The sequence below is a fragment of the Streptomyces johnsoniae genome (genome assembly GCF_031845565.1).
Classification (GTDB): Bacteria; Actinomycetota; Actinomycetes; order Streptomycetales; family Streptomycetaceae; genus Streptomyces; species Streptomyces johnsoniae.
Window position 1 is genome coordinate 214,803 of the sequence record NZ_JAVREV010000004.1, and the last position, 24,274, is coordinate 239,076.

Here is a 24,274-nt window from a genome sequence, read left to right on the forward strand (position 1 = left end):
TCTGGGAGGTGCCCCCAGGGAGGTGCCCCCAGATGCGGTGCATCGCAAGGCACCGGATCGCAGCTCATACGTGGCCGTATTCGCTCGATTCGGTAACGCTGCGAGGTGCCGTGCGCATGGGGGCACCCCCAGCCCCCAGAGGGGCTGGGGGAGTCGTGACGGGGCGAACCTTGGCTGACGCGGTACTAGATACCCGCGGCGGTGCGCAGGGCGTCGACGCGGTCGGTGCGCTCCCAGGTGAACTCGGGCAGTTCGCGGCCGAAGTGGCCGTAGGCCGCGGTCTGGGCGTAGATGGGGCGCAGCAGGTCCAGATCGCGGATGATGGCGGCCGGACGCAGGTCGAAGACCTGCGAGATGGCCCGCTCGATGCGGTCGGCCGGGACGGTGGCGGTGCCGAAGGTCTCCACGAAGAGGCCGACCGGCTCGGCCTTGCCGATGGCGTAGGCGACCTGCACCTCGCAGCGCGTGGCGAGCCCGGCGGCCACCACGTTCTTGGCGACCCAGCGCATCGCGTACGCGGCGGAACGGTCCACCTTCGAGGGGTCCTTGCCGGAGAACGCGCCGCCGCCGTGCCGCGCCATGCCCCCGTAGGTGTCGATGATGATCTTCCGGCCGGTGAGCCCCGCGTCGCCCATCGGCCCGCCGATCTCGAACCGCCCGGTCGGGTTGACCAGCAGCCGGTACCCGTCCGTCTCCAGCTTGATGCCCTCGTCGATCAGCAGCTTCAGCTCCGCCTCGACGACGAACTCCCGGATATCGGGCGCGAGGAGCGAGTCCAGGTCGATGTCGCTGGCGTGCTGGCTGGAGACCACGACGGTGTCGAGACGGGCGGCCTTGTCGCCGTCGTACTCGATCGTGACCTGCGTCTTCCCGTCGGGGCGCAGGTAGGGGATCGTCCCGTTCTTGCGGACCTCGGACAGCCGGCCGGAGAGGCGGTGGGCCAGGCGGATGGGCAGCGGCATCAGCTCGGGCGTCTCGTCGCACGCGTAGCCGAACATCAGGCCCTGGTCGCCGGCGCCCTGCCGGTCCAGCTCGTCCTCGTCGCCCTCGACCCGGTTCTCGTAGGCGGTGTCGACGCCCTGCGCGATGTCGGGGGACTGCGCGCCGATGGACACCGAGACGCCGCAGGAGGCGCCGTCGAAGCCCTTCTTGGAGGAGTCGTAGCCGATCTCCAGGATCTTGTTGCGAACGAGTGAGGCGATCGGCGCGTAAGCCTGGGTGGTGACCTCCCCCGCGACATGGACGAGTCCGGTGGTGATCAGGGTCTCCACGGCGACGCGGGAGGAGGGGTCCTCCTTGAGCAGCGCGTCGAGGATCGTGTCGCTGATCTGGTCGGCGATCTTGTCGGGGTGACCCTCGGTCACGGATTCCGAGGTGAAGAGGCGGCGGGACACATCGCTCCCTAGTGTTGCAGCGGCTGCTGACTGAATCACTGGCGACCGCCCGCTACGGGGCGAGGCCGGCGCCAGTGTAACCGGCCGGAATCCCCCCTGAACCTTCGGCACGGCTTCGGCTCAGGCGTGAATCCGGATGACAACAGTAACGGTCCGGCAACCTTCAGGCATAGAGGCTGCCCGCTCTGCGAGACGGCAACGTCCGTGCCCCGGTCAGGAAACCGCAGCCCAGCGCCTTGCCACGGCGTCCCAAATCCGGTCGGCCAGTACGTCCTTGGGGCCGTGGGGAACGGATGTCTCACCGCCGCCCGCCTCGATGATGACCGCCTCGTTCTCCTCGGTACCGAACGCCAGCGCCTCGCCGACCTGGTTGACCACGAGGAGGTCGCAGCCCTTGCGGGCCAGCTTGGCGCGCCCGTTGGCCAGCACGTCCTCGGTTTCTGCCGCGAATCCGGCGACGACGCGGCCCGCCGGACGGTCCGCCGACAGCTCGGCCAGGATGTCGGGATTGCGGACCAGCGCGATCGGCTCCGGGTCCTGCCCGTCCCGCTTCTTGATCTTGTTCTCGGCGCGGACGGCGGGCCGGAAATCGGCCACCGCCGCGGCCATCACCACCGCGTCGGCGTCCGCGGCGGCCTTGCGGACCGCCTCCCGCAGCTCACCGGTGGTGCTCACCTCGATCACGTCGGCACCCGCGGGCTCGGGCAGCACGGTGTTGGCCGCGACGAGGGTGACCCGGGCGCCCCTGGCGACGGCGGTGCGGGCCAGCGCGTAGCCCTGCTTGCCCGAGGAACGGTTGCCGAGGAAGCGCACCGGGTCGAGCGGCTCGCGGGTGCCGCCGGCGGTGACCACCACGTGCCGCCCGGCGAGGTCGGTGTCCAGGGCCGCGGGTCCGCGGTCCAGCACGCGGCGGCAGAACGCGAAGATCGCCTCGGGGTCTGGCAGGCGGCCCTTGCCGGTGTCCGCGCCGGTGAGGCGCCCCACGGCAGGCTCGACGACCAGCGCGCCGCGGCGGCGCAGCGTCGCCACGTTCTCCCTGGTGGCGGGGTGCTCCCACATCTCGGTGTGCATCGCGGGCGCGAAGACCACCGGGCAGTTCGCGGTGAGCAGGACGTTCGTCAGGAGGTCGTCGGCCCGGCCGCCGGCCGCGCGGGCGAGGACGTCCGCCGTGGCGGGAGCGATGACGACGAGGTCCGCCTCGCGGCCGATCCTGACGTGCGGCACCTCCTCGACGTCCTCCCAGACCTCGGTGGCCACGGGCGCCCCGGAGAGCGCGGCCCAGGTGGCCGCGCCGACGAAGCGGAGCGCCGACGCGGTCGGCACCACCCGCACCTCGTGCCCTGACTCGGTGAACCGCCGCAGCAGCTCGCACGCCTTGTAGGCGGCGATGCCGCCGCCTACCCCGAGGACGACCCTGGGCCGCTCCATCGCTCGCCTCTTCCCGCTGCCGCTGCCTGTCATCGCCTGCCGCCTGCGCCTTGCGCCTTGCGCCTGCCGGGGACCATCCTGCCGCACGGCAGACGGAGGGCCCGGCCGCAGGGTTGCGACCGGGCCCGTACGCGAACGCCGTCAGTCGGTGGCGCCCTCGACGGCCTCTGAGGTGAGCAGGCCCGCGTTGATCTCGCGGAGCGCGATGGAGAGCGGCTTCTCGTGCACGTGGGTGTCCACGAGCGGGCCGACGTACTCCAGCAGGCCCTCGCCGAGCTGCGAGTAGTACGCGTTGATCTGGCGCGCGCGCTTGGCGGCGTAGATCACGAGGCTGTACTTCGAGTCGGTGGCCTCGAGCAGCTCATCGATCGGCGGGTTGATGATGCCCTCGGGCGTGGTGATGGAAGAGGACACGCTCTGCCTTCCGCTGGATGTCTCGGGATTGCCCCACTTCACAGAGTGGTCAACGAATCAAGGCTAGCAGCTCCGCCGCGACGTCCTCGACGGAGGTATTGACCAGCGTGACGTCGAACTCGCGCTCCGCCGCCAGCTCCGTCCTGGCCACGGCGAGGCGCCGTTCGACGACCTCGGGCGGCTCGGTGCCGCGGCCGGTGAGCCGGCGGACCAGCTCCTCCCAGCTGGGCGGCGCCAGGAACACCAGGCGGGCGTCCGGCATGGAGGTGCGGACGAGCCGGGCGCCCTGGAGGTCGATCTCCAGGAGCACCGGCGCCCCGGCCTCCAGCCGGTCGAGCACGGCACGGCGGGGCGTCCCGTAGCGGTGCCCGGCGAACTCGGCCCATTCGAGCAGCTCGCCATTGGCGACCAGCTTGTCGAACTCCTCGTCGTCCACGAAGAAGTAGTGCACGCCGTGGCGCTCGCCGGGGCGTGGCCTCCGCGTGGTGGCGGAGACGGAGAGCCACACCTCGGGATGGGCTTTACGCAGATGAGCGACGACCGTGCTCTTGCCGACCCCGGAGGGGCCGGAGAGCACGGTCAGTCGCGGACGATCGGTCATGCGGCGATTATCGCTTCTCCCGCGGCGGCGGCGGAAACCGGAGCCGGCGGGGACCCGCGGCTCAGGCCGGGGTGCTGCCGAACTCGCGCTCGAGTGCCGCGATCTGGTTGGAGCCGAGCCCCCGGACCCGGCGGCTCTCGGAGATGCCGAGCCGCTCCATGATCTGGCGGGCGCGGACCTTGCCGACGCCAGGCATCGACTCCAGCAAGGCACTGACCTTCATCTTGCCGATGACATCGTTCTCCTGGCCCTGCTTGATGACCTCGTGCAGCGAGGCGCCGGAGTGCTTGAGCCGATTCTTGACCTCGGCGCGCTCCCGGCGAGCCGCGGCGGCCTTCTCAAGCGCGGCTGCGCGCTGTTCAGGGGTTAGGGGCGGAAGAGCCACGCCTACGTCACCTCGGTTGTCGAACTGTCGGATACGGAACGGTGAGGAACCTAGTAGCCCCGCACCGGTGGAGCAACGAGCAACGCGCTCGGCTGCTCCGCTTCGACGGAGACTAGCGGGGGTCGCCGCGATAAGTCAGGGAGAATCGGCAAAAACTCCAGGTCAGCTATCGAGCAGCCCCGACATTTCCGGCATATCACTACGGCTGGCGGCGCATCGCGACGACCCGTCACGCTCCGGCACCGGTGAATCGGGCCATCGCCTCCGCCTCGCGTTCCGCCGCGGCGCGCAGCGCGCCCGCGTCCGGCCCGTGCCGGAGCACGCCCCGGCTCACGGCGGGCAGAACGTTACCGAGCGCGGCGCCGAAAACGCGCGGCAGGTCCGCGGCGCTCGCGCCCTGCGCGCCGATGCCGGGGGCGAGCAGCGGCCCGTTGATCGCCAGATCCGCACCGGCCTCGGCGAGCGTCGCGCCCACCACGGCCCCGAACGGACCGAGCGGCCGCTCCCCCGCGTTCTCCGCCCGCAGCCGGTCCAGAACGGCCTCGGCCACCGTGGTGCCCGCCGCGTTCCTCGCCCGCTGCACCTCGGGGCCCTCCGGGTTGGAGGTCAGCGCCAGCACGAACACGCCCGCCCCGTTCTCCCGGGCCAGGTCGAGCGCGGGGCGCAGCGCGCCGTAGCCGAGGTAGGGGCTGAGCGTCACCGCGTCGGAGAACAGCGGGGCGCCCCTGGCCAGGTACGCGTCGGCGTAGGCGGCCATCGTGGAGCCGATGTCGCCGCGCTTCACGTCCGCAACGACCAGCGCCCCCGCGTCGCGCGCGTCCGCGACGGCCCGCTCCAGCACGGCGATACCGCGGGAGCCGAACCGCTCGAAGAACGCGGACTGCGGCTTCAGCACCGCGACCCGGCCCGCCAGCGCCTCCACCACGGTCCGGGTGAAGCGCTCCAGGCCGTCGATGTCGTCGCCCAGGCCCCAGTCGGCCAGCAGCGCGGCATGCGGATCGATGCCCACGCACAGCGGGCCGCGTTCGTCCATGGCGCGCCGCAGGCGGGCGCCGAAGGGCTCGGTCGTGGTCACGGTGCCTCCTTCGCTGCCGGGCCCGGCGCGGCCGTGCCCGGTGCGGCCGTGCCCGGCGCCGGTGCGCGGGCCGAGGCGCCGACGGCGTCGGCGAGCGTCGCGTACGGGCTCGCGGCCAGCCGCTCGGCCAGCCCGCGGTGGATGGTGCGGGCCCAGCCGGGGCCGCCGTAGATGAGGCCGCTGTAGCCCTGGATCAGGGTGGCGCCGGCCAGCACCCGTTCCCAGGCGTCCTCGGCCGTCTCGATGCCGCCGACGCCGATCAGCGTCAGCCGGTCGCCGACCCGCGCGTACAGGCGGCGCAGCACAGCGAGCGAGCGCTCCTTCAGCGGTGCCCCGGACAGCCCGCCGGCCCCGAGGGCCGCCACCGCCGCCGCGTCCGTGGCGAGGCCGTCCCTGCCGATGGTGGTGTTGGTCGCGACGATGCCGTCGAGGCCCGTTTCCGCGGCGAGGTCCGCGACCGCGTCGACGTCCTCGTCGGCGAGGTCGGGGGCGATCTTCACCAGCAGCGGCACGCGTCGCACCGGCGAACCGCGGTCGGCCGCCTCGCGGACGGCGGCGAGGAGGGGACGCAGCCGGTCGGCGGCCTGGAGGTCGCGCAGCCCCGGGGTGTTCGGCGAGGAGACGTTGACGACGAGGTAGTCGGCGTAACGGGCCAGGCGCTCGGTGGAGGCGATGTAGTCGGCGACGGCCCCCGATTCGGGGACGGCCTTGGTCTTCCCGATATTGACGCCGACCACGGGCCAGGTGGCGCGGCGGCGTGCCAGGCGGGCGGCGACGGCGACGGCGCCGTCGTTGTTGAAGCCCATCCGGTTGACCAGGGCGCGGTCGCGCGGCAGGCGGAAGAGGCGCGGCGCCGGGTTCCCCGGCTGCGGCCGCGCGGTGACCGTTCCGATCTCCACGAAGTCGAAGCCGAGGGCGGCCAGGCCCTGGACCCCGACCGCGTTCTTGTCGAAGCCGGCGGCCAGGCCGAACGGGCCCGGCAGGTCCAGGCCGAGCGCCCGCACGCGCAGCGCCGGATGCCGCGGCGCGAACGCGCCGCGCACCGCCCCCCGCGGCCCCGGCACGCGGGACGCGGCGCGGATGAGGGCGAACGCGAGGCGGTGGGCGCGCTCGGCGTCGAGGCGGCGCAGGACGGTGTCGAAGAGCAGCGGGTAGCCGGGCACGGCGGTCACTGCTCCCGCGCCGCGCCGAGGGCGCGTGCGTGGTCCTGGAGGGAGCGCACGCCGACCTCGCCGCGCCCCAGCGCGTCGATGCCCTGCACGGCGGCGGCCAGGGCCTGCACCGTGGTCAGGCAGGGCACGCCGCGGGCGACGGCGGCGGTGCGGATCTCGTACCCGTCGAGCCGGCCGCCGGTGCCGTAGGGCGTGTTGACGATGAGGTCCACCTGCCCGTCGTGGATGAGCTGGACGATGGTCGGCTGACCCTGCGGGCCCTCGCCCTGGCTCTGCTTGCGCACGACGGTCGCGCTGATCCCGTTGCGCTGGAGCACCTCCGCGGTGCCGGAGGTGGCCAGCAGCTCGAAGCCGTGCTCGACCAGCGCGCGGGCCGGGAAGATCATGGCCCGCTTGTCGCGGTTGGCGACCGAGACGAACGCCCGCCCCTTGGTGGGCAGCGCGCCGTAGGCGCCGGCCTGCGACTTGGCGTACGCGGTGCCGAAGACCGAGTCGATGCCCATGACTTCACCCGTGGAACGCATCTCGGGCCCCAGCACGGTGTCCACGCCGCGTCCGTGCACGTCGCGGAACCTGGACCACGGCATCACCGCCTCCTTGACGGAGATCGGCGCGTCCGGCGGCAGCGTGCCGCCGTCGCCGTGCGCCGGGAGCACGCCCTCGGCGCGCAGCTGCGCCACCGTGGCGCCGAGCGAAATCCGGGCGGCGGCCTTCGCCAGCGGCACGGCGGTGGCCTTGGAGGTGAACGGCACGGTGCGGGAGGCGCGCGGATTGGCCTCAAGTACGAACAGGATGTCCCCGGACATCGCGAACTGGATGTTGATCAGGCCGCGGACGCCGACGCCGCGGGCGATGGCCTCCGTCGAGGCGCGCAGCCGCTTGATGTCGAAGCCGCCCAGGGTGATCGGCGGCAGCGCGCAGGCCGAGTCGCCGGAGTGGATGCCGGCCTCCTCGATGTGCTCCATGACGCCGCCGAGGTACAGCTCCTCGCCGTCGTACAGCGCGTCGACGTCGATCTCGATGGCGTCGTCGAGGAAGCGGTCGATCAGCACCGGGTGTTCGGAGATCAGCCCGGCGTGCAGCCTCAGGTACTCGGCGAGCGCGGGCTCGTCGTACACGATCTGCATGCCGCGCCCGCCCAGCACGTAGCTGGGCCTGACCATGACCGGGTAGCCGATGCCGGCGGCGATGGCCTTGGCCTCGTCGAACGAGAAGGCCGTGCCGTACTTCGGCGCGGGCAGCCCGGCCTCCGCCAGCACGCGGCCGAACGCGCCGCGTTCCTCCGCGAGGTTGATCGCCTCGGGCGAGGTGCCTACGACGGGCACCCCGTTGTCCTTGAGCGCCTGGGCCAGGCCGAGCGGGGTCTGCCCGCCGAGCTGCACGAGCACCCCGGCGACGGGGCCCGCCTGCGTCTCGGCGTGCACGATCTCCAGAACGTCCTCCAGCGTCAGCGGCTCGAAGTAGAGCCGGTCGGAGGTGTCGTAGTCGGTGGAGACGGTCTCCGGGTTGCAGTTGACCATCACGGTCTCGTAGCCGGCGTCGCTGAGCGCGAAGCAGGCGTGGACACAGGAGTAGTCGAACTCGATGCCCTGGCCGATGCGGTTGGGACCGGAGCCGAGGATGATCACGGCGGGCTTCTCGCGCGGCGCGACCTCGGTCTCCTCGTCGTAGGACGAGTACAGGTACGGGGTGCGGGCGGCGAACTCGGCGGCGCACGTGTCGACCGTCTTGTAGACGGGACGCACGCCCAGCGCGTGCCTGACCTCGCGCACGACGTCCTCGCGCAGCCCGCGGATGCCGGCGATCTGGGTGTCCGAGAACCCGTGGCGCTTGGCCGTGGCCAGCAGCTCGGGAGTCAGGAGCGCCGCGGCGGCCAGCTCGTCCGCGATCTCCTTGATGAGGAACAGCTGGTCGACGAACCACGGATCGATGCGCGTGGCCTCGAAGACCTCCTCCTGCGTGGCACCGGCCCTGATGGCGGCCATCACCGTGTTCAGCCGGCCGTCGGTGGGGACGGCGGCCACCGCGAGGAGGCCCGCCTTGTCGCCGGGCGCGCCCGTGAAGTCGAACGGGGCGTCCTTCTTCTCCACCGACCGCAGGGCCTTGTTCAGCGCCTCGGTGAAGCTGCGGCCGATGGCCATGGCCTCGCCCACGGACTTCATCGTCGTCGTCAGCGTGGCATCCGCGGCCGGGAACTTCTCGAACGCGAACCGCGGGACCTTGACGACCACATAGTCGAGGGTCGGCTCGAACGAGGCGGGCGTCTTCTCGGTGATGTCGTTGGGGATCTCGTCCAGCGTGTAGCCGATCGCCAGCCGGGCGGCGATCTTGGCGATGGGGAAGCCGGTGGCCTTCGACGCGAGGGCGGAGGAGCGGGAGACCCGCGGGTTCATCTCGATGACGACGACGCGGCCGTCCTCCGGGTTCACGGCGAACTGGATATTGCAGCCGCCGGTGTCGACGCCGACCTCACGGATGACCTCGATGCCGATGTCCCGCAGGATCTGGTACTCGCGGTCGGTGAGCGTCATCGCCGGGGCCACGGTGATCGAGTCGCCGGTGTGGACGCCCATCGGGTCCAGGTTCTCGATGGAGCAGACGACCACCACATTGTCGTTGCGGTCGCGCATCAGCTCCAGCTCGTACTCCTTCCAGCCGAGGATGGACTCCTCCAGGAGCACCTCGGTGGTCGGCGAGAGCGCCAGGCCCTGGCCCGCGATGCGGCGCAGCTCCCCCTCGTCGTGGGCGAAGCCGGAGCCGGCCCCGCCCATGGTGAACGAGGGCCGGACGACGACCGGGTAGCCGCCCAGCTCTTCGACCCCGGCCAGCACGTCCGCCATGGAGTGGCAGATCACGGAACGGGCGGACTCGCCGTGCCCGATGCGCCCGCGGACGGCGGCGACGACCTTCTTGAACTGGTCGCGGTCCTCGCCCTTGCGGATCGCCTCGATGTTGGCCCCGATCAGCTCCACGCCGTACGACGCGAGAGTGCCCGCCTCGTGCAGGGCGACCGCGGCGTTCAGCGCGGTCTGGCCGCCGAGGGTCGCCAGCAGCGCGTCGGGGCGCTCCTTGGCGATGATCTTCTCGACGAACTCGGGGGTGATCGGCTCGACGTAGGTGGCGTCGGCGATCTCCGGGTCGGTCATGATGGTCGCCGGGTTGGAGTTGACCAGGATGACGCGCAGCCCCTCGGCCTTCAGCACCCGGCACGCCTGGGTCCCGGAGTAGTCGAACTCTGCGGCCTGGCCGATGACGATCGGACCCGAGCCGATGACCAGGACGGACTGGATATCGGTGCGCTTAGGCACGCTGGTCCTCCATCAGGGAGACGAAGCGGTCGAAGAGGTAGGCGGCGTCATGCGGACCCGCGGCGGCCTCGGGGTGGTACTGCACGCTGAAGGCCGGGCGGTCCAGCAGCCGCAGCCCCTCGACGACGTCGTCGTTCAGGCAGACGTGGGAGACCTCGACGCGACCGTGCGGGGTCTCCGAGACCGCGTCGAGCGGCGCGTCGACGGCGAAGCCGTGATTGTGCGCGGTGACCTCGACGCGGCCCGTGGCCAGGTCCTTCACCGGCTGGTTGATGCCGCGGTGGCCGTACTTCAACTTGAACGTGCCGAAGCCGAGGGCGCGGCCGAGGATCTGGTTGCCGAAGCAGATACCGAACAGCGGGGTGCGCCGCTCCAGCACGCCGCGCGTCAGCGCGACCGGGTGGTCGGCGGCCGCCGGGTCGCCCGGACCGTTGGAAAGGAACACCCCGTCCGGGCCCGCGGCGTACACCTCCTCCAGCGTGGCCGTCGCGGGCAGGACGTGCACCTCGATACCGCGCTGGGCCATCCGGTGGGGAGTCATGCCCTTGATGCCGAGGTCGATCGCGGCGACGGTGTAGCGCTTCTCGCCGATGGCCGGGACCACGTAGGGCTCCGTCGTGGCGACCTCCGCGGACAGGTCGGCGCCGACCATGGGCGGCGCGGACCTGACGCGCGTCAGCAGCGTCTCCTCGTCGCTGAGCGCGGGCCCGGAGAAGATACCCGCGCGCATGGCGCCCCGTTCGCGCAGGTGGCGGGTGAGGGCGCGGGTGTCGACGCCGCTGATGCCGACGACGCCCTGGCCCGCCAGCTCCGCGTCGAGGGGCCGCACCGAGCGCCAGTTGGACGGGATGCGGGCAGGGTCACGGACGACGTAGCCGGCGACCCAGATGCGGCGGGACTCCGGGTCCTCGTCGTTCACCCCGGTGTTGCCGATGTGCGGGGCGGTCATCACGACCACCTGCCGGTGGTACGAGGGGTCGGTCAGCGTTTCCTGGTAGCCGGTCATGCCGGTGGCGAACACGGCTTCCCCGAAGGTCTCGCCGACCGCGCCGTAGGCACGGCCGTGGAAGGCCCGGCCGTCCTCGAGAACCAGCACGGCGGGGGCCGTGGCGGTGTGCCGCGGGGCGGTGGTCATCGTGCACCTTCCTTACGGGTCTTACGGGTCTTACGGGTGTCGCTCGGCTCGCGGTGGTCCTGGCCGGGGTCTTCGTGCGGCGTGAACGGGCCGAGCGCCCCGACCCACGCGGCGTGCTCGGCCGCCCGGTCCGCGCGGAAGCCCGAGTCGAGCAGCCGGCCGCCGTGCTCCCACGTGATGACGAGCAGGCCGCCCTCGGTGAGCACCTTGCCCGCGATGCCCTTGTCGAGGCGCGCGCCGCGCACGCGGCCGGCCGGGATGTGGAAGTCGGCCGCGCCGGGGCGGAGTACGGTCACGCCCTCGTCGGTGAGGGTGACGTCCGCGCGGCTCCTGGCGCCGAGGCCGTGGGCCACGATGCGGTCCAGCCACTGCCCCGCCGTCGTGGTGCCGTGGTAGCGGCCGGTCAGGTGCAGCCGGGGGTCCGCGGGGACGGCGGGCGCGGGCGTGAGCGCGGGCACGTCGCCCTGGAGCACGGCCCGCCACTTCCAGCCCTCGCGCATCAGCCAGTAGACGAGCGCGAGGAAGAACAGGATGCCGACGATCCACCCGATGCGGGCGGCCCAGTCGGTCACCTCCTGGGACCTGCGTTCCGTCTGCTCCTCGGCCAGCAGGTGGTACAGCGCCGCGGTCATACCGGGGCCCCGTCCCGCACGGTGGCCCGGCCGCGCAGGAACGTGTGCAGTACCCGGCCGGGCAGCTCGCGTCCCCGGTAGGGCGTGTTACGGCTGCGGGAGGCGAACGCGCCCGGCTCCACGACGGCGCGGTGCGCCGGGTCCAGAAGCGTCAGGTTGGCGGGCTCGCCCGCCGCGACCGGCCGGCCGTGGCCGCCGAGGCGGCCGATGGCGGCGGGGCGGACGGACAGCCGGTCGGCGACGGCTGACCAGTCCAGCAGCCCGGTGTCGACCATGGTGTGCTGGACGACGGAGAGCGCGGTCTCCAGGCCGATCATCCCCATGGCCGCGGCGCCCCACTCGCAGTCCTTGTCCTCGTGCGGGTGCGGGGCGTGGTCGGTGGCGACGCAGTCGATGGTGCCGTCGGCCAGGGCCTCCCGCAGCGCCATCACATCCTCCTCGGTGCGCAGCGGCGGGTTGACCTTGAACACCGGGTCGTAGGAACGCACCAGGTCGTCGGTGAGCAGCAGGTGGTGGGGCGTCACCTCGGCGGTGACCTGCCAGCCCTTGGACTTGGCCCAGCGCACCAGCTCCACCGAGCCCGCGGTGCTCAGGTGGCAGACGTGCACGCGGGAGCCGACGTGGGCGGCGAGCAGCACGTCGCGCGCGATGATCGACTCCTCGGCGACGGCGGGCCAGCCGGCCAGGCCCAGCTCGGCGGAGACGATGCCCTCGTTCATCTGGGCGCCCTCGGTCAGCCGCGGTTCCTGCGCGTGCTGGGCGATGACGCCGTCGAACGCCTTCACGTACTCCAGGGCGCGCCGCATCATCACCGCGTCGTCGACGCACTTGCCGTCGTCGGAGAAGACGACGACGCGCGCCGCCGACTCGTGCATGGCGCCCAGCTCGGCCAGTTGCTTGCCCTCCAGGCCGACGGTGACGGCGCCCACCGGCTGGACGTCGCAGTAGCCGGACTCGGCGCCCAGGCGCCAGACCTGCTCGACGACGCCCGCGGTGTCGGCGACGGGGAAGGTGTTGGCCATAGCGTGCACGGCGGTGAACCCGCCGGCCGCGGCGGCCCTGGTGCCGGTGAGGACCGTTTCCGAGTCCTCGCGGCCCGGCTCGCGCAGGTGCGTGTGCAGGTCGACCAGGCCAGGCAGCAGGATCAGCCCGTCCGCCTCGACGACGGCCGCGCCGGCCGCGGACAGGCCGGTGCCCACCTCGGCGACCGTCTCACCGTCGATCAGAAGGTCCCGCGGCGATCCGCCGAGGATGCGCGCGCCGCGGATGAGGGTGCGCTCGGTGTGGGTCATGCGGGCTGTCCGTTCTCGTCGGTGCGGGCGGTGTCGGCGGGCCAGGCGCCGCCGAGCAGCAGGTACAGGACGGCCATGCGGACGCTGACGCCGCCGGATACCTGTTCCACGGCGGTGCAGCGCGGCGAGTCGGCGACCTCCGCGGTGATCTCCATGCCGCGGTTCATCGGGCCGGGGTGCATCACGACGGCGTGCTCGGGCATCCGCGCCATCCGGGCGCCGTGCAGTCCGTAGCGGCGGGCGTACTCGCGCTCGGTCGGGAAATAGGCGGCGTTCATCCGCTCGCGCTGGACGCGCAGCATCATCACGGCATCGGACTTGGCCAGGACCGCGTCCAGGTCGTAGGAGACCTCGCACGGCCAGTGGGCGACGCCGATGGGCAGCAGCGTCGGGGGCGCGACCACCGTGACCTCCACCCCGAGCGTGGTCAGCAGGTGCACATTGGAACGGGCCACCCGGCTGTGCAGGATGTCGCCGACGATGGTGACGCGCCGGCCGGAAAGGTCGGCGCCCGCGCCGCCGTTCCGGCCGCCGACCAGGCGGCGGCGCAGCGTGAACGCGTCGAGCAGCGCCTGCGTGGGGTGCTCGTGCGTGCCGTCGCCCGCGTTGACCACGCAGCCGCCGATCCAGCCCGAGGTGGCCAGCCGGTGCGGGGCGCCGGAGTCGTGGTGGCGGATGACGACCGCGTCGGCGCCCATCGCCTCCAGGGTCAGCGCGGTGTCCTTCAGCGACTCGCCCTTGGAGACGGACGAGCCCTTGGCGGAGAAGTTGATCACATCGGCGGAGAGCCGCTTCGCCGCCGCCTCGAACGAGATGCGGGTGCGGGTGGAATCCTCGAAGAACAGGTTGACGACGGTGCGGCCGCGCAGCGTCGGCAGCTTCTTGATCGGCCGGTCCGCGACGCGGGCCAACTCCTCGGCGGTGTCGAGGATCAGCACGGCGTCGTCGCGGGTGAGATCGGTGGCCGAGATGAGGTGGTGCTTCATCAGGTGCCTTCCGTGGGAGAGGGAAGCGTGCTGGGGACGGGACCGAGCGCGGCGGCGCGCTAGCGCTCGCCGGCCGGCGTGTGCTCGCGCACGCCGAGCAGCACGCCGTCGCGGCCGTCCTCCTCGGTGAGCAGCACCTTGACCGTCTCCCGCAGCGACGTCGGAATGTTCTTGCCGACGTAGTCGGCGCGGATCGGCAGCTCCCGGTGTCCCCGGTCCACCAGGACGGCGAGCTGAACGGCGCGGGGGCGGCCGATGTCGCCCAGCGCGTCGAGCGCGGCCCTGATGGTGCGGCCGGAGAACAGGACGTCGTCCACGAGCACGACGAGGCGCCCGTCGATGCCGTCGCCGGGGATGTCCGTCGGCGCCAGCGCGCGGGCCGGCCGCAGCCGCAGGTCGTCGCGGTACATGGTGATGTCGAGCGAGCCGACGGGCACCGGGTGGCCGGTGATGTCCCGCAGCTTGGCGGCGAGCCTGCGGCCGAGGAAGACGCCGCGGGTCGGAATGCCGAGAAGCACCACGTCGTCGGCGCCCTTGGCACGCTCGACGATCTCGTGGGCGATGCGGGTGAGAGCCCGCGCGATGTCCGGCGCCTCCAGGACGGAGCGTGCCGAAGATTCCCTTGCGTCCATACGAAAAGGACCTCCTTCCCCGCCTCACGGGACGGGCCTTAAAGGACGTCTGGCCGATCGGCGCCGAGGATACCAGGCCGATTGGCACCCTCCGCATTCTCCCAGGTCAGAGGCCCACTCCCCAGCCCCGGCTTGACGGGAGATATCACGCTGCGTAACCTCACAGTGAGTTACGAAGTAGCCGTCCGGGGAGACACATGTCCAGCGAATACGCCAAACAGCTCGGGGCCAAGCTCCGCGCCATCCGCACCCAGCAGGGTCTGTCGCTTCACGGCGTCGAAGAGAAGTCGCAGGGCCGCTGGAAGGCGGTCGTCGTCGGCTCCTACGAGCGCGGCGACCGTGCCGTGACCGTGCAGCGCCTTGCGGAGCTGGCGGACTTCTACGGCGTCCCGGTGCAGGAGCTGCTGCCCGGCTCGACGCCCGGGGGTGCCGCCGAGCCGCCGCCGAAGCTCGTGCTCGACCTGGAGCGCCTGGCCCACGTGCCCAGCGAGAAGGCGGGGCCGCTCCAGCGGTACACCGCGACGATCCAGAGCCAGCGCGGCGACTACAACGGCAAGGTGCTGTCGATCCGGCAGGACGACCTGCGCACCCTGGCCGTGATCTACGACCAGTCGCCGTCCGTCCTGACCGAGCAGCTGATCAGCTGGGGCGTGCTGGGCGCGGACGCGCGCCGGGCGGTGCAGGCCGAGGAAGGCTGACGCCTTCGCCGGTGGATCACCGGACTGCCGGGGCGGCGGACCCGCCCCGGCAGTCCACGGCGGTCTAGCGGCGGAGCGTGGGCTTGAGGTCCTTCAGACGGCCGAGCAGGCCGTTGACGAAGGACGGGGAGTCGTCCGTGGAAAACTCCTTGGCCAGCTGCACCGCCTCGTCCAGCACGACGGCGTCCGGCGTGTCGTCCTGCCAGATCAGCTCGAAGGTGCTCAGTCGCAGAATATTGCGGTCCACGACCGGCATGCGGTCCAGCGGCCAGCTCACGGTGTACTGCGTGATCAGCTCGTCGATGCGCTCCGCATGTGCGGCGAAGCCCTCGACCAGCTCCCGGGTGTACTCGCTGACCGGCGGCTGCCGGTCGTCGGTCCGGGCGAGCCGCACCCAGTCCGCGAGGACGTCGACCGGCGGGACGCCGCGTTGATCGGCCTCGAAGAGGATCTGGAGGGCGCGCTTGCGGGCCTTGCTGCGGGCAGCCACGGTTAGCTGTTCACCCGGCCAAGGTATTCGCCGGAGCGGGTGTCGACCTTGATCTTCTCGCCGGTCGTGATGAAGAGCGGCACGCCGATCTCGTAGCCGGTCTCCAGCCTGGCCGGCTTGGTGCCACCGGTGGAGCGGTCGCCCTGGACGCCCGGCTCCGTGTACTCGATGACCAGCTCGACCGCCGCGGGAAGCTCCACGAACAGCGGGTTCTCCTCGTAGATGGCGACCGTGCAGTCCTGGCCCTCCAGGAGGTAGTTGGCCGCCTCGCCCACGGTCTCGGGGTTGACCTGCAGCTGGTCGTACGTCTGGGTGTCCATGAACACGAAGTCGTTGCCGTCCTTGAAGGAGAACTGCATACCACGTCGGTCCACGGTCGCCGTGTCGACCTTGGTGCCGGCGTTGAAGGTCCGGTCGACCACCTTGCCGGAGAGTACGTTCTTGAGCTTGGTGCGCACGAATGCGCCGCCCTTGCCGGGCTTCACATGCTGGAACTCGACAACGGACCACAGCTGGCCCCCGTCGAGCTTGAGCACCATGCCGTTCTTGAGGTCGTTCGTGGTGGCCACGGTCGCGGAATCTCCTACCGAATGCTGCGTGAGGTGACCGCGGTTTCCTCGCGCCACCCCCTGGCAGGGCCTAGAGGGCGAGGAGCTCCTTGGTCGTGATGGTGAGTAGCTCGGGTCCGCCGTCCGCCGGTGAGCGGACGACGAGCGTATCGTCGATCCGGACACCGCCCCGGCCTGGAAGATGGACTCCCGGCTCGACGGTGACCGGAACACAAGGGCCCAGTCTACCCATGGCCGTCGGCGCCAACTGAGGGTCCTCCCCGATTTCCAGCCCCACCCCGTGCCCGGTGACGGGCCCGAGCGATTTGCCGTGCCCCGCGGCGTCCAGCACGTCCCGCGCCGCCCGGTCCACCGACCGGTACTCCGCCCCGGGTGCCAGCGCCTCGCGGGCCGCCCGCTGGGCTGCGAAGACCACCTCGTACAACTCGATCTGCCAGTCCGCCGGGCTCGTTCCGATGACGAACGTCCGCCCGATCTGACAGCGGTAGCCACGGAAGCGGGCCCCCAGGCAGACGGTGAGGAAATCGCCCTCCTCCACGCGCCGGTCGGTCGGCCGGTGCCCGGCAAGACCCGAGTGGCTGCCCGTCGCCACCGAGGTGGGGAACGCCGGACCGTCCGCGCCGTGGTCCACCAGGCGCCGTTCCAGCTCCAGGGCGAGATGGCGCTCGGTCCGGCCGACGAGGATCGACTCCAGCAGCTCGCCCAGCGCCCGGTCGGTGATCTCCGCCGCGGACCGCAGTGCCGCGATCTCGTCCTCGTCCTTCACCAGCCGCTGCCGCTCCACCGCGCGGTCCAGATCGTTCAGCACCAGGTCGGGGACCGCCGCGGCCACGGCACGGTGCCTGGCCACCGTCAGGTGGTGCTCCTCGACGGACAGCGCCGCCGCGCCGTCCCGCGCCGCCTGCGCGGCGGCGGTCACCGCCGGGTCGGCATCCGTGCCGAGGGCCACGCTGCGCAGCCCGTCGTCGCCCGCCGGGCGCGGACCGGCCGGATCGCCCGCCGGATTCCAGTGGGCGAACAGCACGTCGGCGCCGGAGTGGCCCACGAGCAGTACGGCACCCGCCGGCGCCGGGCCCGCCAGATAGCGGACGTTGGCCGACCGGGACACCAGGGCGGCCTCGGCGCCCGCCGGCGCGCGGCGGGCCCGCAGCCGCGACCGTCTGGCCGCGTGTACCTCGGACATGGGTCGAGCCTACGCAGGGCCGGTGCCCTTCGCCCGCCTGAGCGCGTCCGGATGAGCGGTCACCACTGTGGCGGGCTCATCAGGCTGCGCGCCACCGCGTCGTCCAGCATGCGGGCGGTGGTGGCCACGTCGTGCCGGGAATTGTCGATGATCGGCAGTCCGGAGCCGTACCACCCGGCCATCCGGCCGTGGATCGTGGCCACCTCCTCGTCGGAGAGGCGGCGGGTGCCGGAACGCGCCGCGTTCCGCTCCAGGACGACGTCGAGCCCCGGCAGCAGCACGATCGGGATGAGGCCGGGGCCGACATGCCGCTTCCACCCGCCGAGGCCGACCGCGGGCCGGTCGGGGAAGACGGCGTCGTCCAGGATGCAGGAGATGCCGTTGGCCAGATAGTTCCGCGCGGCGAAGCCGCAGGTCCTGCGGGCCAGCCGGTACTGGGCCTCGGAGCGGTCGTCCCACCCGGAGCGGGGGTCGGCGAAGCCCGACCTGACCCACTCCCGGACGTCGTCGAGGCTGATGTGGGCCGTCGGCACCGGCCTGCGCTCGGCCCAGAACCTGGCCACCGTCGTCTTGCCCGCGCCGGCCGGCCCGATCAGCAGCACGGCCACGCCGACGTGGGTGACGTCGGGCCGCACGGTCCCGGTGGCCGGGGACGGCGCGGGCACCATGCTGTCGGCAGGCAGTTGAAGGGAGCTGGCCGTCCCGCCGTCGAGCGGGGCTGGGGGTGGCACAGGCATCCCGCCGGACTGTTGCATCCGCTCCCCACCTACGTCGTCTCCGCACGGCACACGGGCACGTGCATCCCTTCGGACCAGACACACCGTACCCGGTGGTACCGGCTGCGGGGTGAACGTGCGGCGCTGCCGGGAAGTGCCGCACGCCCGGCTCAGCCGGCCAACTCCTCGGCCAGCGCCCGCAGGGCCAGCAGATACGAGCCGATCCCGAATCCCGCGACCGTTCCGCTGGCCACGGAGGCGATCACCGAGGTGTGACGAAACTCCTCCCTGCGGTACGGGTTGGAGATGTGCACCTCGATCAGGGGGGCCGTCCGCTGGGCGGCGGCGTCCCGCAGGCCGTACGAATAGTGGGTGAACGCACCGGGGTTGAGCACCACGGGCACGGCCCCGTCCGCCGCCTCGTGCAGCCAGCGGATCAGCTCGCCCTCGTCGTTGGTCTCCCTGACCTCGACGGCGAGATCCAGCTCCTTGCCGAGCGCGGTGCACCGTTCGACGAGCCCCGCGTAGGAGGTCGAGCCGTACACGTCCGGCTCGCGGGAGCCCAGGCGCCCGAGGTTGGGCCCGTTCAGCACCAGGACCGGGCGGCTCATGCGGCGATCTCCGCGTGTGCGGCCAGCAGCATCGCCGGATCGGGGCTCTCCAGAACCGTCGGCCGTGCCAGCCCGTCCAGCACGATGAAACGGAGCCGGTTGCCACGGGACTTCTTGTCGATACGCATGGTCTCAAGCAGCCGCGGCCACTGGTCCCCGCGGTAGGTGACCGGCAGGCCGACGGAGGCCAGCACCGCCCGGTGGCGGTCGGCCGTCGCGTCGTCGAGGCGGCCCGCGATACGGCCGAGCTCGGCCGCGAAGACCATGCCGACCGATACGGCGGCGCCGTGCCGCCACTGGTACCGCTCGTTCTTCTCGATCGCGTGGGCCAGCGTGTGCCCGTAGTTGAGGATCTCCCGCAGCCCCGACTCCTTCAGGTCGGTGGCCACCACCTCGGCCTTGACGCGGATGGCGCGCTCGACCAGCTCGGCCGTGTGCGGCCCGCGCGGCCCGCGGGCGCCCTCGGGATCGGACTCGACGAGGTCCAGGATGACCGGGTCGGAGATGAAGCCGGCCTTGATCACCTCGGCGAGCCCGGACACGTAGTCGTGCACCGGGAGCGAGTCCAGCGCGGCCAGGTCGCACAGCACCCCGGCGGGCGGGTGGAAGGCACCCACCAGATTCTTGCCCTCGGCGGTGTTGATTCCGGTCTTGCCGCCGACCGCCGCGTCCACCATGCCGAGCACGGTGGTGGGCAGGGCGATCCAGCGCACGCCGCGCAGCCAGGTGGCCGCGACGAAGCCGGCGAGATCGGTGGCCGCGCCGCCGCCGAGGCCGACGATCACGTCGGTGCGGGTGAAACCGCTCTGTCCCAGGGCCGTCCAGCAGTAGGCGGCGACCTCGGCGGTCTTCGCCTCCTCCGCGTTGGGCAGCTGAACGGCGATGGTCTCGTAACCCTGCTCCGCCAGATCCTTGCGCACCGCCTCTCCCGACTCGGCGAGCGCCTCGGGATGCAGCACCGCCACCCGCTGCGCCGCCGTGCCGATGAGCTGCGGAAGCTCGCCCAGCAGGCGGTGGCCGACCAGCACGTCGTAGGGCGCGGTGCCCGCGCTGCCGCCCACGGTGATCCGGGTGGGCGCGTCGGTGGGTGGGTCCTTCGGGGAGTTGGTCATGCGGTCTTGAGCTCCAATGCGTCAAGGACGGCCCGGGCGACCTCGTCCGGCGTGCGCTCCGCGGTCTGCACGACCGCGCGGGCCACCTCGGTGTAGAACGGGCGGCGCTCCTCCATCAGCACCCGCCACCGCTGCCTGGGATTGACGGCGAGCAGCGGACGGGGAACGTCGAGGCCGACGCGGCGAACGGCCTCGGCGAGCGCCACGTCGAGGAAGACCACGGGCAGCCCGGCGAGCAGCGCGCGGGTCTCCGGGTCCATGATGGCGCCGCCGCCCAGCGAGACGACACCGTCGTGCTCAGCGACGGCGGCGCGCACGGCGGCGGCCTCCAGCTCGCGGAACCGCGGCTCGCCGTCCTCCACGAAGATGTCGGGAATCGGCTTGCCCGCGGTCGCCTCGATATCGGTGTCCGTGTCGCGGACGGTGCAGCCGAGCCGCCGCGCGAGCACCGCGCCGACGGTCGACTTGCCCGACCCCGGGGGCCCCACCAGCACCACGGCGGGGCCATGCGCCCCCCGCCCGGCCCCGGTGCCGCTCACCGGATCTCCAGGTTGTCGAGGAACCCGGTCACGTTCCGCCGGGTCTCGGCCACGCTGTCCCCGCCGAACTTCTCGGCGACGGCGTCCGCGAGCACCAGCGCGACCATGGCCTCCGCGACGATGCCGGCGGCCGGAACGGCACAGACGTCGGACCGCTGGTGGTGCGCGCTGGTGGCCTCCCCGGTGGCGATGTCCACCGTGGCCAGCGCGCGGGGCACCGTGGCGATGGGCTTCATCGCGGCCCGCACGCGCAGCACTTCGCCGGTGGACAGGCCGCCCTCGGTGCCGCCGGAACGGCCGCTCGCCCGGCGGATGCCGTCCTCGCCGCGCACGATCTCGTCGTGCGCCTTCGACCCCGGCACCCGGGCCAGCCCGAAGCCGTCGCCGAGCTCCACGCCCTTGATGGCCTGAATGCCCATCAGGGCGCCCGCGAGACGGGCGTCCAGGCGGCGGTCCCAGTGCACGTGGGAGCCGAGCCCGACCGGCAGGCCGTAGGCGAGGACCTCGACCACGCCGCCGAGGGTGTCGCCGTCCCGGTGGGCCTGGTCGATCTCGGCGACCATCGCCTTGGAGGCGTCGGCGTCCAGGCAGCGCACAGGGTCCTCGTCGAGCCGCGCGGTGTCCGTCAGCCGCGGGAGCACGCCGTGCGGGGCGCGCGCCCCGCCCAGCTCCACCACGTGGGAGACGATCTCGACGCCCGCGGTCTCCCTGAGGTAGGACCTGGCGACCGTGCCGAGGGCCACCCGGGCCGCGGTCTCGCGCGCGGAGGCCCGTTCCAGGATGGGACGAGCGTCGTTCACGCCGTACTTCTGCATGCCGGCGAGGTCGGCGTGCCCCGGGCGCGGGCGCGTCAGCGGGGCGTTGCGGGCGAGCTCCGCCAGCTCCGCCGGGTCGACGGGGTCGGCCGCCATGACCTTCTCCCACTTCGGCCACTCGGTGTTGCCGACCATGACGGCCACCGGCGAGCCGAGCGTGAGCCCGTGCCGGACGCCGCCGATGAACGTGACCTCGTCGCGCTCGAACTTCATCCGCGCACCGCGGCCGTAGCCGAGCCGCCGACGGGCCAGGGCGTCCGCAACCATCTCGGTGGTGACGGGCACCCCGGAGGGCAGCCCCTCCAGGGTCGCCACCAGGGCGGGACCGTGCGACTCTCCCGCCGTCAGCCAGCGCAGCCTGCTCAACGGTGCTCCTTAGGAATTCGCGCCTGTGGGACCTCTCACCGTTGATCCTCCCACGCCCGCCGCGCGGGACTCCTTCCGGTGAGGTGCGGGCCGCACCGGGGGGCGCTCAGCGGCTGGTGAGCGCCGCCTGCCCGGCGGCGCGCATCTGCTTCAGCGGTGCCGGCGCGATACCCGTCATGGCCTCCACCTGGAGGACGGCCTGGTGCACGAGGAGGTCGAGCCCTCCGACGACCTCGCCGCCGCGGGCCGCCCAGGCGGCCGCGAGGGCCGTGGGCCAGGGCTCGTAGAGCACGTCGAACAGGGTGCCGGGCGCGCCTGGCACCGCCGCGGCCAGGGCGTCGGTCGCGCCCGCGGGGGTGGTGGCGATCACCAGCGGGGCCTCGAAGGCCCGCGCCGCCTCCTCCCAGCCGCCGGTACTCACCCGCACCCCGAGCCGTTCGCCCCAGCCGCGCATCTCGGCGGCCCGCTCCGGGGTCCGCACGTAGGCGGCGACCTCGCCGTCGCAGATCTGCGCCAGCGCGGCCAGCGCCGAGGAGGCGGTGGCGCCCGCGCCCAGCACCGCCGCGCCCGCCACGCGCGTCACCCCGCGTTCGCGCAGGGCCTCGACCATGCCGGGGACATCCGTGTTGTCGCCCAGGCGACGGCCGTCCGCGGCGAACGTCACCGTGTTGACGGCTCCCACGGACGCGGCGGTGTCGCCGATCTCGTCGAGCAGCGGGATCACCGCGCGCTTCAGCGGCATGGTGAGGGAGAGGCCGGCCCAGTCGGACCCGAGGTCCGCGACGAAGCCGGGCAGGGCCTGCTCATCGACCTCGAACCGCCCGTAGGACCATGTGTCCAGCCCGAGCGCCCGGTACGCGGCCCGGTGCAGCACCGGCGAGAGCGAGTGGTCGATGGGCGAACCGAGTACCGCGGCGCGCCGCCCCGCGAGGGTGTGCTCCGTCATTCGCCCTCCTGCTGGGCCGCGTTGAAGTCCTCGACGTTCCGCAGGTGTTCCTGGTAGTCGTCCGTGAAACGGGTGTCGCCCTCGCGCACCGTGACGAAGTAGAGCCAGGGCCCGTCGGCCGGGTTGAGCGCCGCCTCGATGGCCTCGTGCCCGGGGTTGTCGATGGGGCCGGGCGGCAGCCCGAACTCGACGTACGTGTTGTACGGCGAGTCGTACTCCGTGTCCTCGATGGTGGTTTGCAGCTCGGAGCGGCCCATGGCGTAGTTGATGGTGGAGTCGAACTCCAGCCGCGTGTTGTCGTCCAGCCGGTTGTGGATGACCCGCGAGACCCGGACGAACTCCTCGTCCGACTGCCCCTCCGCCTCGATCAATGAGGCGATGATCAGCACCTCCCGCGGGGTGAAGCCGATCTCCGCGGCCTGGCTCTCCAGGTCGACCTCGCTGAACTCGGCCTCCGCCCGGTCCACCATCGCCCGCAGCACCTCCTCGGGCGCGGTGTCCGCGCCCACGTCGTAGCGCGCGGGGAAGAGGAATCCCTCCGGATCGCCCTCCGCCCAGTCCGGCAGCCCGAGATCGGCGTTCTCGGCGGCCTCGGCGGTGGTGCCCTCCGCCAGGCCGAGGTACTCGTCGATCATGGCGTAGATCTGCGTGGCGCGGCGGCCCTCGGGGATGATGAGCGCGCTGATGGCCGCCGGGTCGAGCAGCAGCTCGACGGCGGACTCGGCCGACATCTGCTCCCGCAGCACGTAGACGCCCGCCTGGATCAGCTGGCCGTCCGCACCGGCCGCCTCCACGAACGCGTCGTGGCTGCGGACGACGTCCGCCTCGCGCAGGAGGTTCGCCATGTCGGAGACCGTGGCGCCGTCGGGGATCGTCACCTGCACCTCGCCGGTGCCCTCCCCGGCGTAGTCGGGCGCCGGGGCGAACCGGTCCTGGTAGAACTGGTAGCCGAAGTAACCGGCGCCGCCCACGCCGCCGACGACGAGCAGGGCCGCGACCATGCAGCCGCGGCCGCGCCGCTTCTTCGGCCGGTCGCCGCGGCGCCCGGAGCGCCGGCCGGAGTCCTCGGGGCTGCCGTCGTCCTCGTCCTCGTCGCGGCCGAAGAAGTCCAACTCGCCCTGGTCGGGGCCCGGGTCCCACCCGGTATCCGGATCGGGCCCCGGCTGCCGCCCGCGGCCGGCCGGCGGCGCCTCATCCGGGGCCTGCATCCTGTCCTGCCGCTGCTGCTGCTGCCCGTACGGCGCCTGCCCGCCCTGCTGCGCCATCGCATCGTGCTGCTGATGGTGCTGGTACTGGTCGTGCCCGGCGTACTCCCCGTGCCGCGGGGACTGCGGGTGCGGGTCGAGCCCCGGATGCTGCGCGTACTGCTGCTCCGGGTACTGCTGGTCCCCGTACTGCTGCTGGACCCCGTACTGCTGCTGTTCTGTGTACTGCTGCCCGGGGTACTGCTGCTGCTCCGGGTACTGGTGACCGGCGCCGTAGCCACCCTGGTACTCGCCGGTCCCGTAATCGGCACCCTGGTGCCCTGCCGCGGGATAGGCGCCCTGCGCATAGTGCCCGCCCGTGGTGTCCCAGCCGCCCTGATCGGCGTACTGCTGCGGCGGGTAGTACGCCTGCTGCTGCGCGTCGTACTGCTGCTCCCACGAGCCCTGTTGCGCAGGCTGGCTCCCTGCCCCCTCCTGCCCGTCGGACCAGTTCCGATCCGCATGGTGCGGGTCATCGGGGTACCACGGTTCGGAGCCGGGATTCCGGCCATAGTCAGTCATCGAACCCCT

The 24,274-nt window shown here is 72.5% G+C and carries 24 protein-coding genes; 1 reads left to right on the plus strand and 23 read right to left on the minus strand.

Annotation, left to right across the window (positions count from 1 at the left end):
- Nucleotides 1–185: 185 nt before the first annotated feature.
- The 13 genes from metK to pyrR form a co-directional block, all read right to left on the minus strand.
- Complete coding sequence (gene metK, locus RM779_RS09145) at nucleotides 186–1,394, minus strand: methionine adenosyltransferase (protein ID WP_311617167.1); 1,209 nt, start codon at nucleotides 1,392–1,394, stop codon at nucleotides 186–188.
- Nucleotides 1,395–1,607: 213 nt separating this feature from the next.
- Nucleotides 1,608–2,822: a bifunctional phosphopantothenoylcysteine decarboxylase/phosphopantothenate--cysteine ligase CoaBC gene (gene coaBC, locus RM779_RS09150; protein ID WP_311617168.1), complete on the minus strand. Its 1,215-nt coding sequence runs from the start codon at nucleotides 2,820–2,822 to the stop codon at nucleotides 1,608–1,610.
- A gap of 141 nt (nucleotides 2,823–2,963) precedes the next feature.
- On the minus strand, nucleotides 2,964–3,236 hold the full coding sequence (rpoZ, locus tag RM779_RS09155; RefSeq protein ID WP_059008417.1) for a DNA-directed RNA polymerase subunit omega: 273 nt from the start codon (nucleotides 3,234–3,236) through the stop codon (nucleotides 2,964–2,966).
- A 49-nt stretch (nucleotides 3,237–3,285) separates the two neighbouring features.
- Nucleotides 3,286–3,837, minus strand: a complete 552-nt coding sequence (gene gmk / locus RM779_RS09160) for a guanylate kinase (protein WP_311617169.1) — start codon at nucleotides 3,835–3,837, stop codon at nucleotides 3,286–3,288.
- 61 nt (nucleotides 3,838–3,898) lie between these two features.
- Nucleotides 3,899–4,222 (minus strand): integration host factor, encoded by a 324-nt coding sequence (locus RM779_RS09165; protein WP_077062580.1) that lies wholly within the window; start codon nucleotides 4,220–4,222, stop codon nucleotides 3,899–3,901.
- 229 nt (nucleotides 4,223–4,451) lie between these two features.
- Nucleotides 4,452–5,297 carry an orotidine-5'-phosphate decarboxylase gene (pyrF, locus tag RM779_RS09170; protein WP_311617170.1) on the minus strand — a complete coding sequence of 282 codons (846 nt, stop codon included), beginning with the start codon at nucleotides 5,295–5,297 and terminating at the stop codon, nucleotides 4,452–4,454.
- Nucleotides 5,294–6,469, minus strand: a complete 1,176-nt coding sequence (locus tag RM779_RS09175) for a quinone-dependent dihydroorotate dehydrogenase (protein ID WP_311617171.1) — start codon at nucleotides 6,467–6,469, stop codon at nucleotides 5,294–5,296. Before RM779_RS09175 ends, pyrF begins: the two co-directional genes overlap by 4 nt.
- On the minus strand, nucleotides 6,466–9,777 hold the full coding sequence (gene carB / locus RM779_RS09180) for a carbamoyl-phosphate synthase large subunit (protein ID WP_311617172.1): 3,312 nt from the start codon (nucleotides 9,775–9,777) through the stop codon (nucleotides 6,466–6,468). The genes RM779_RS09175 and carB overlap by 4 nt, the downstream gene beginning before the upstream one ends.
- Nucleotides 9,770–10,912, minus strand: coding sequence for a glutamine-hydrolyzing carbamoyl-phosphate synthase small subunit (gene carA / locus RM779_RS09185; protein WP_311617173.1), 1,143 nt, complete (start codon nucleotides 10,910–10,912; stop codon nucleotides 9,770–9,772). The genes carB and carA overlap by 8 nt, the downstream gene beginning before the upstream one ends.
- Entirely contained in the window at nucleotides 10,909–11,544 is a 636-nt protein-coding gene (locus RM779_RS09190) for a PH-like domain-containing protein (RefSeq protein ID WP_311617174.1), read from the minus strand. The genes carA and RM779_RS09190 overlap by 4 nt, the downstream gene beginning before the upstream one ends.
- Complete coding sequence (locus tag RM779_RS09195) at nucleotides 11,541–12,836, minus strand: dihydroorotase (RefSeq protein WP_311617175.1); 1,296 nt, start codon at nucleotides 12,834–12,836, stop codon at nucleotides 11,541–11,543. The genes RM779_RS09190 and RM779_RS09195 overlap by 4 nt, the downstream gene beginning before the upstream one ends.
- The gene (locus RM779_RS09200) at nucleotides 12,833–13,822 is read right to left on the minus strand and encodes an aspartate carbamoyltransferase catalytic subunit (protein WP_311617176.1); all 990 of its coding nucleotides are present in this window, start codon (nucleotides 13,820–13,822) and stop codon (nucleotides 12,833–12,835) included. The genes RM779_RS09195 and RM779_RS09200 overlap by 4 nt, the downstream gene beginning before the upstream one ends.
- Before the next feature lie 59 nt (nucleotides 13,823–13,881).
- The gene (gene pyrR, locus RM779_RS09205) at nucleotides 13,882–14,454 is read right to left on the minus strand and encodes a bifunctional pyr operon transcriptional regulator/uracil phosphoribosyltransferase PyrR (RefSeq protein ID WP_311617177.1); all 573 of its coding nucleotides are present in this window, start codon (nucleotides 14,452–14,454) and stop codon (nucleotides 13,882–13,884) included.
- Nucleotides 14,455–14,651: 197 nt separating this feature from the next.
- On the opposite strand from pyrR, the gene bldD reads away from it, so the two are divergent.
- A complete protein-coding gene (bldD, locus tag RM779_RS09210) occupies nucleotides 14,652–15,152 on the plus strand; it encodes a transcriptional regulator BldD (RefSeq protein ID WP_077062573.1) in 501 nt (166 codons plus the stop codon).
- Nucleotides 15,153–15,216: 64 nt separating this feature from the next.
- Here bldD and nusB read toward each other — a convergent pair whose 3' ends face one another.
- The 10 genes from nusB to mltG form a co-directional block, all read right to left on the minus strand.
- Nucleotides 15,217–15,642 carry a transcription antitermination factor NusB gene (nusB, locus tag RM779_RS09215; RefSeq protein ID WP_311617178.1) on the minus strand — a complete coding sequence of 142 codons (426 nt, stop codon included), beginning with the start codon at nucleotides 15,640–15,642 and terminating at the stop codon, nucleotides 15,217–15,219.
- A 2-nt stretch (nucleotides 15,643–15,644) separates the two neighbouring features.
- Nucleotides 15,645–16,211 (minus strand): elongation factor P, encoded by a 567-nt coding sequence (gene efp / locus RM779_RS09220; protein WP_311617179.1) that lies wholly within the window; start codon nucleotides 16,209–16,211, stop codon nucleotides 15,645–15,647.
- A gap of 70 nt (nucleotides 16,212–16,281) precedes the next feature.
- On the minus strand, nucleotides 16,282–17,394 hold the full coding sequence (locus tag RM779_RS09225) for a M24 family metallopeptidase (protein WP_311617180.1): 1,113 nt from the start codon (nucleotides 17,392–17,394) through the stop codon (nucleotides 16,282–16,284).
- 59 nt (nucleotides 17,395–17,453) lie between these two features.
- Entirely contained in the window at nucleotides 17,454–18,182 is a 729-nt protein-coding gene (locus RM779_RS09230; RefSeq protein WP_394813256.1) for an AAA family ATPase, read from the minus strand.
- Nucleotides 18,183–18,280: 98 nt separating this feature from the next.
- On the minus strand, nucleotides 18,281–18,721 hold the full coding sequence (gene aroQ / locus RM779_RS09235; RefSeq protein ID WP_311617181.1) for a type II 3-dehydroquinate dehydratase: 441 nt from the start codon (nucleotides 18,719–18,721) through the stop codon (nucleotides 18,281–18,283).
- On the minus strand, nucleotides 18,718–19,833 hold the full coding sequence (gene aroB / locus RM779_RS09240; protein WP_311617182.1) for a 3-dehydroquinate synthase: 1,116 nt from the start codon (nucleotides 19,831–19,833) through the stop codon (nucleotides 18,718–18,720). Before aroB ends, aroQ begins: the two co-directional genes overlap by 4 nt.
- Nucleotides 19,830–20,372 (minus strand): shikimate kinase, encoded by a 543-nt coding sequence (locus tag RM779_RS09245; protein ID WP_311617183.1) that lies wholly within the window; start codon nucleotides 20,370–20,372, stop codon nucleotides 19,830–19,832. Before RM779_RS09245 ends, aroB begins: the two co-directional genes overlap by 4 nt.
- Nucleotides 20,369–21,553 (minus strand): chorismate synthase, encoded by a 1,185-nt coding sequence (gene aroC, locus RM779_RS09250; protein ID WP_311617184.1) that lies wholly within the window; start codon nucleotides 21,551–21,553, stop codon nucleotides 20,369–20,371. The genes RM779_RS09245 and aroC overlap by 4 nt, the downstream gene beginning before the upstream one ends.
- Before the next feature lie 106 nt (nucleotides 21,554–21,659).
- Nucleotides 21,660–22,499 carry a shikimate dehydrogenase gene (locus RM779_RS09255; RefSeq protein WP_311617185.1) on the minus strand — a complete coding sequence of 280 codons (840 nt, stop codon included), beginning with the start codon at nucleotides 22,497–22,499 and terminating at the stop codon, nucleotides 21,660–21,662.
- A complete protein-coding gene (gene mltG, locus RM779_RS09260) occupies nucleotides 22,496–24,265 on the minus strand; it encodes an endolytic transglycosylase MltG (protein ID WP_311617186.1) in 1,770 nt (589 codons plus the stop codon). The genes RM779_RS09255 and mltG overlap by 4 nt, the downstream gene beginning before the upstream one ends.
- Nucleotides 24,266–24,274 lie beyond the last annotated feature (9 nt).

Bases quoted from the DNA above. Each gene is read 5' to 3' on its own strand.
- pyrR (WP_311617177.1), bottom strand. From the start codon at position 14,454: ATGGACGCAAGGGAATCTTCGGCACGCTCCGTCCTGGAGGCGCCGGAC.
- RM779_RS09195 (WP_311617175.1), bottom strand. From the start codon at position 12,836: ATGACCCACACCGAGCGCACCCTCATCCGCGGCGCGCGCATCCTCGGC.
- gmk (WP_311617169.1), bottom strand. From the start codon at position 3,837: ATGACCGATCGTCCGCGACTGACCGTGCTCTCCGGCCCCTCCGGGGTC.
- RM779_RS09225 (WP_311617180.1), bottom strand. From the start codon at position 17,394: ATGTCCGAGGTACACGCGGCCAGACGGTCGCGGCTGCGGGCCCGCCGC.
- RM779_RS09190 (WP_311617174.1), bottom strand. From the start codon at position 11,544: ATGACCGCGGCGCTGTACCACCTGCTGGCCGAGGAGCAGACGGAACGC.
- carA (WP_311617173.1), bottom strand. From the start codon at position 10,912: ATGACCACCGCCCCGCGGCACACCGCCACGGCCCCCGCCGTGCTGGTT.
- mltG (WP_311617186.1), bottom strand. From the start codon at position 24,265: ATGACTGACTATGGCCGGAATCCCGGCTCCGAACCGTGGTACCCCGAT.
- bldD (WP_077062573.1), top strand. From the start codon at position 14,652: ATGTCCAGCGAATACGCCAAACAGCTCGGGGCCAAGCTCCGCGCCATC.
- aroQ (WP_311617181.1), bottom strand. From the start codon at position 18,721: ATGAGCCGCCCGGTCCTGGTGCTGAACGGGCCCAACCTCGGGCGCCTG.
- RM779_RS09255 (WP_311617185.1), bottom strand. From the start codon at position 22,499: ATGACGGAGCACACCCTCGCGGGGCGGCGCGCCGCGGTACTCGGTTCG.
- RM779_RS09200 (WP_311617176.1), bottom strand. From the start codon at position 13,822: ATGAAGCACCACCTCATCTCGGCCACCGATCTCACCCGCGACGACGCC.
- coaBC (WP_311617168.1), bottom strand. From the start codon at position 2,822: ATGGAGCGGCCCAGGGTCGTCCTCGGGGTAGGCGGCGGCATCGCCGCC.
- aroB (WP_311617182.1), bottom strand. From the start codon at position 19,833: ATGACCAACTCCCCGAAGGACCCACCCACCGACGCGCCCACCCGGATC.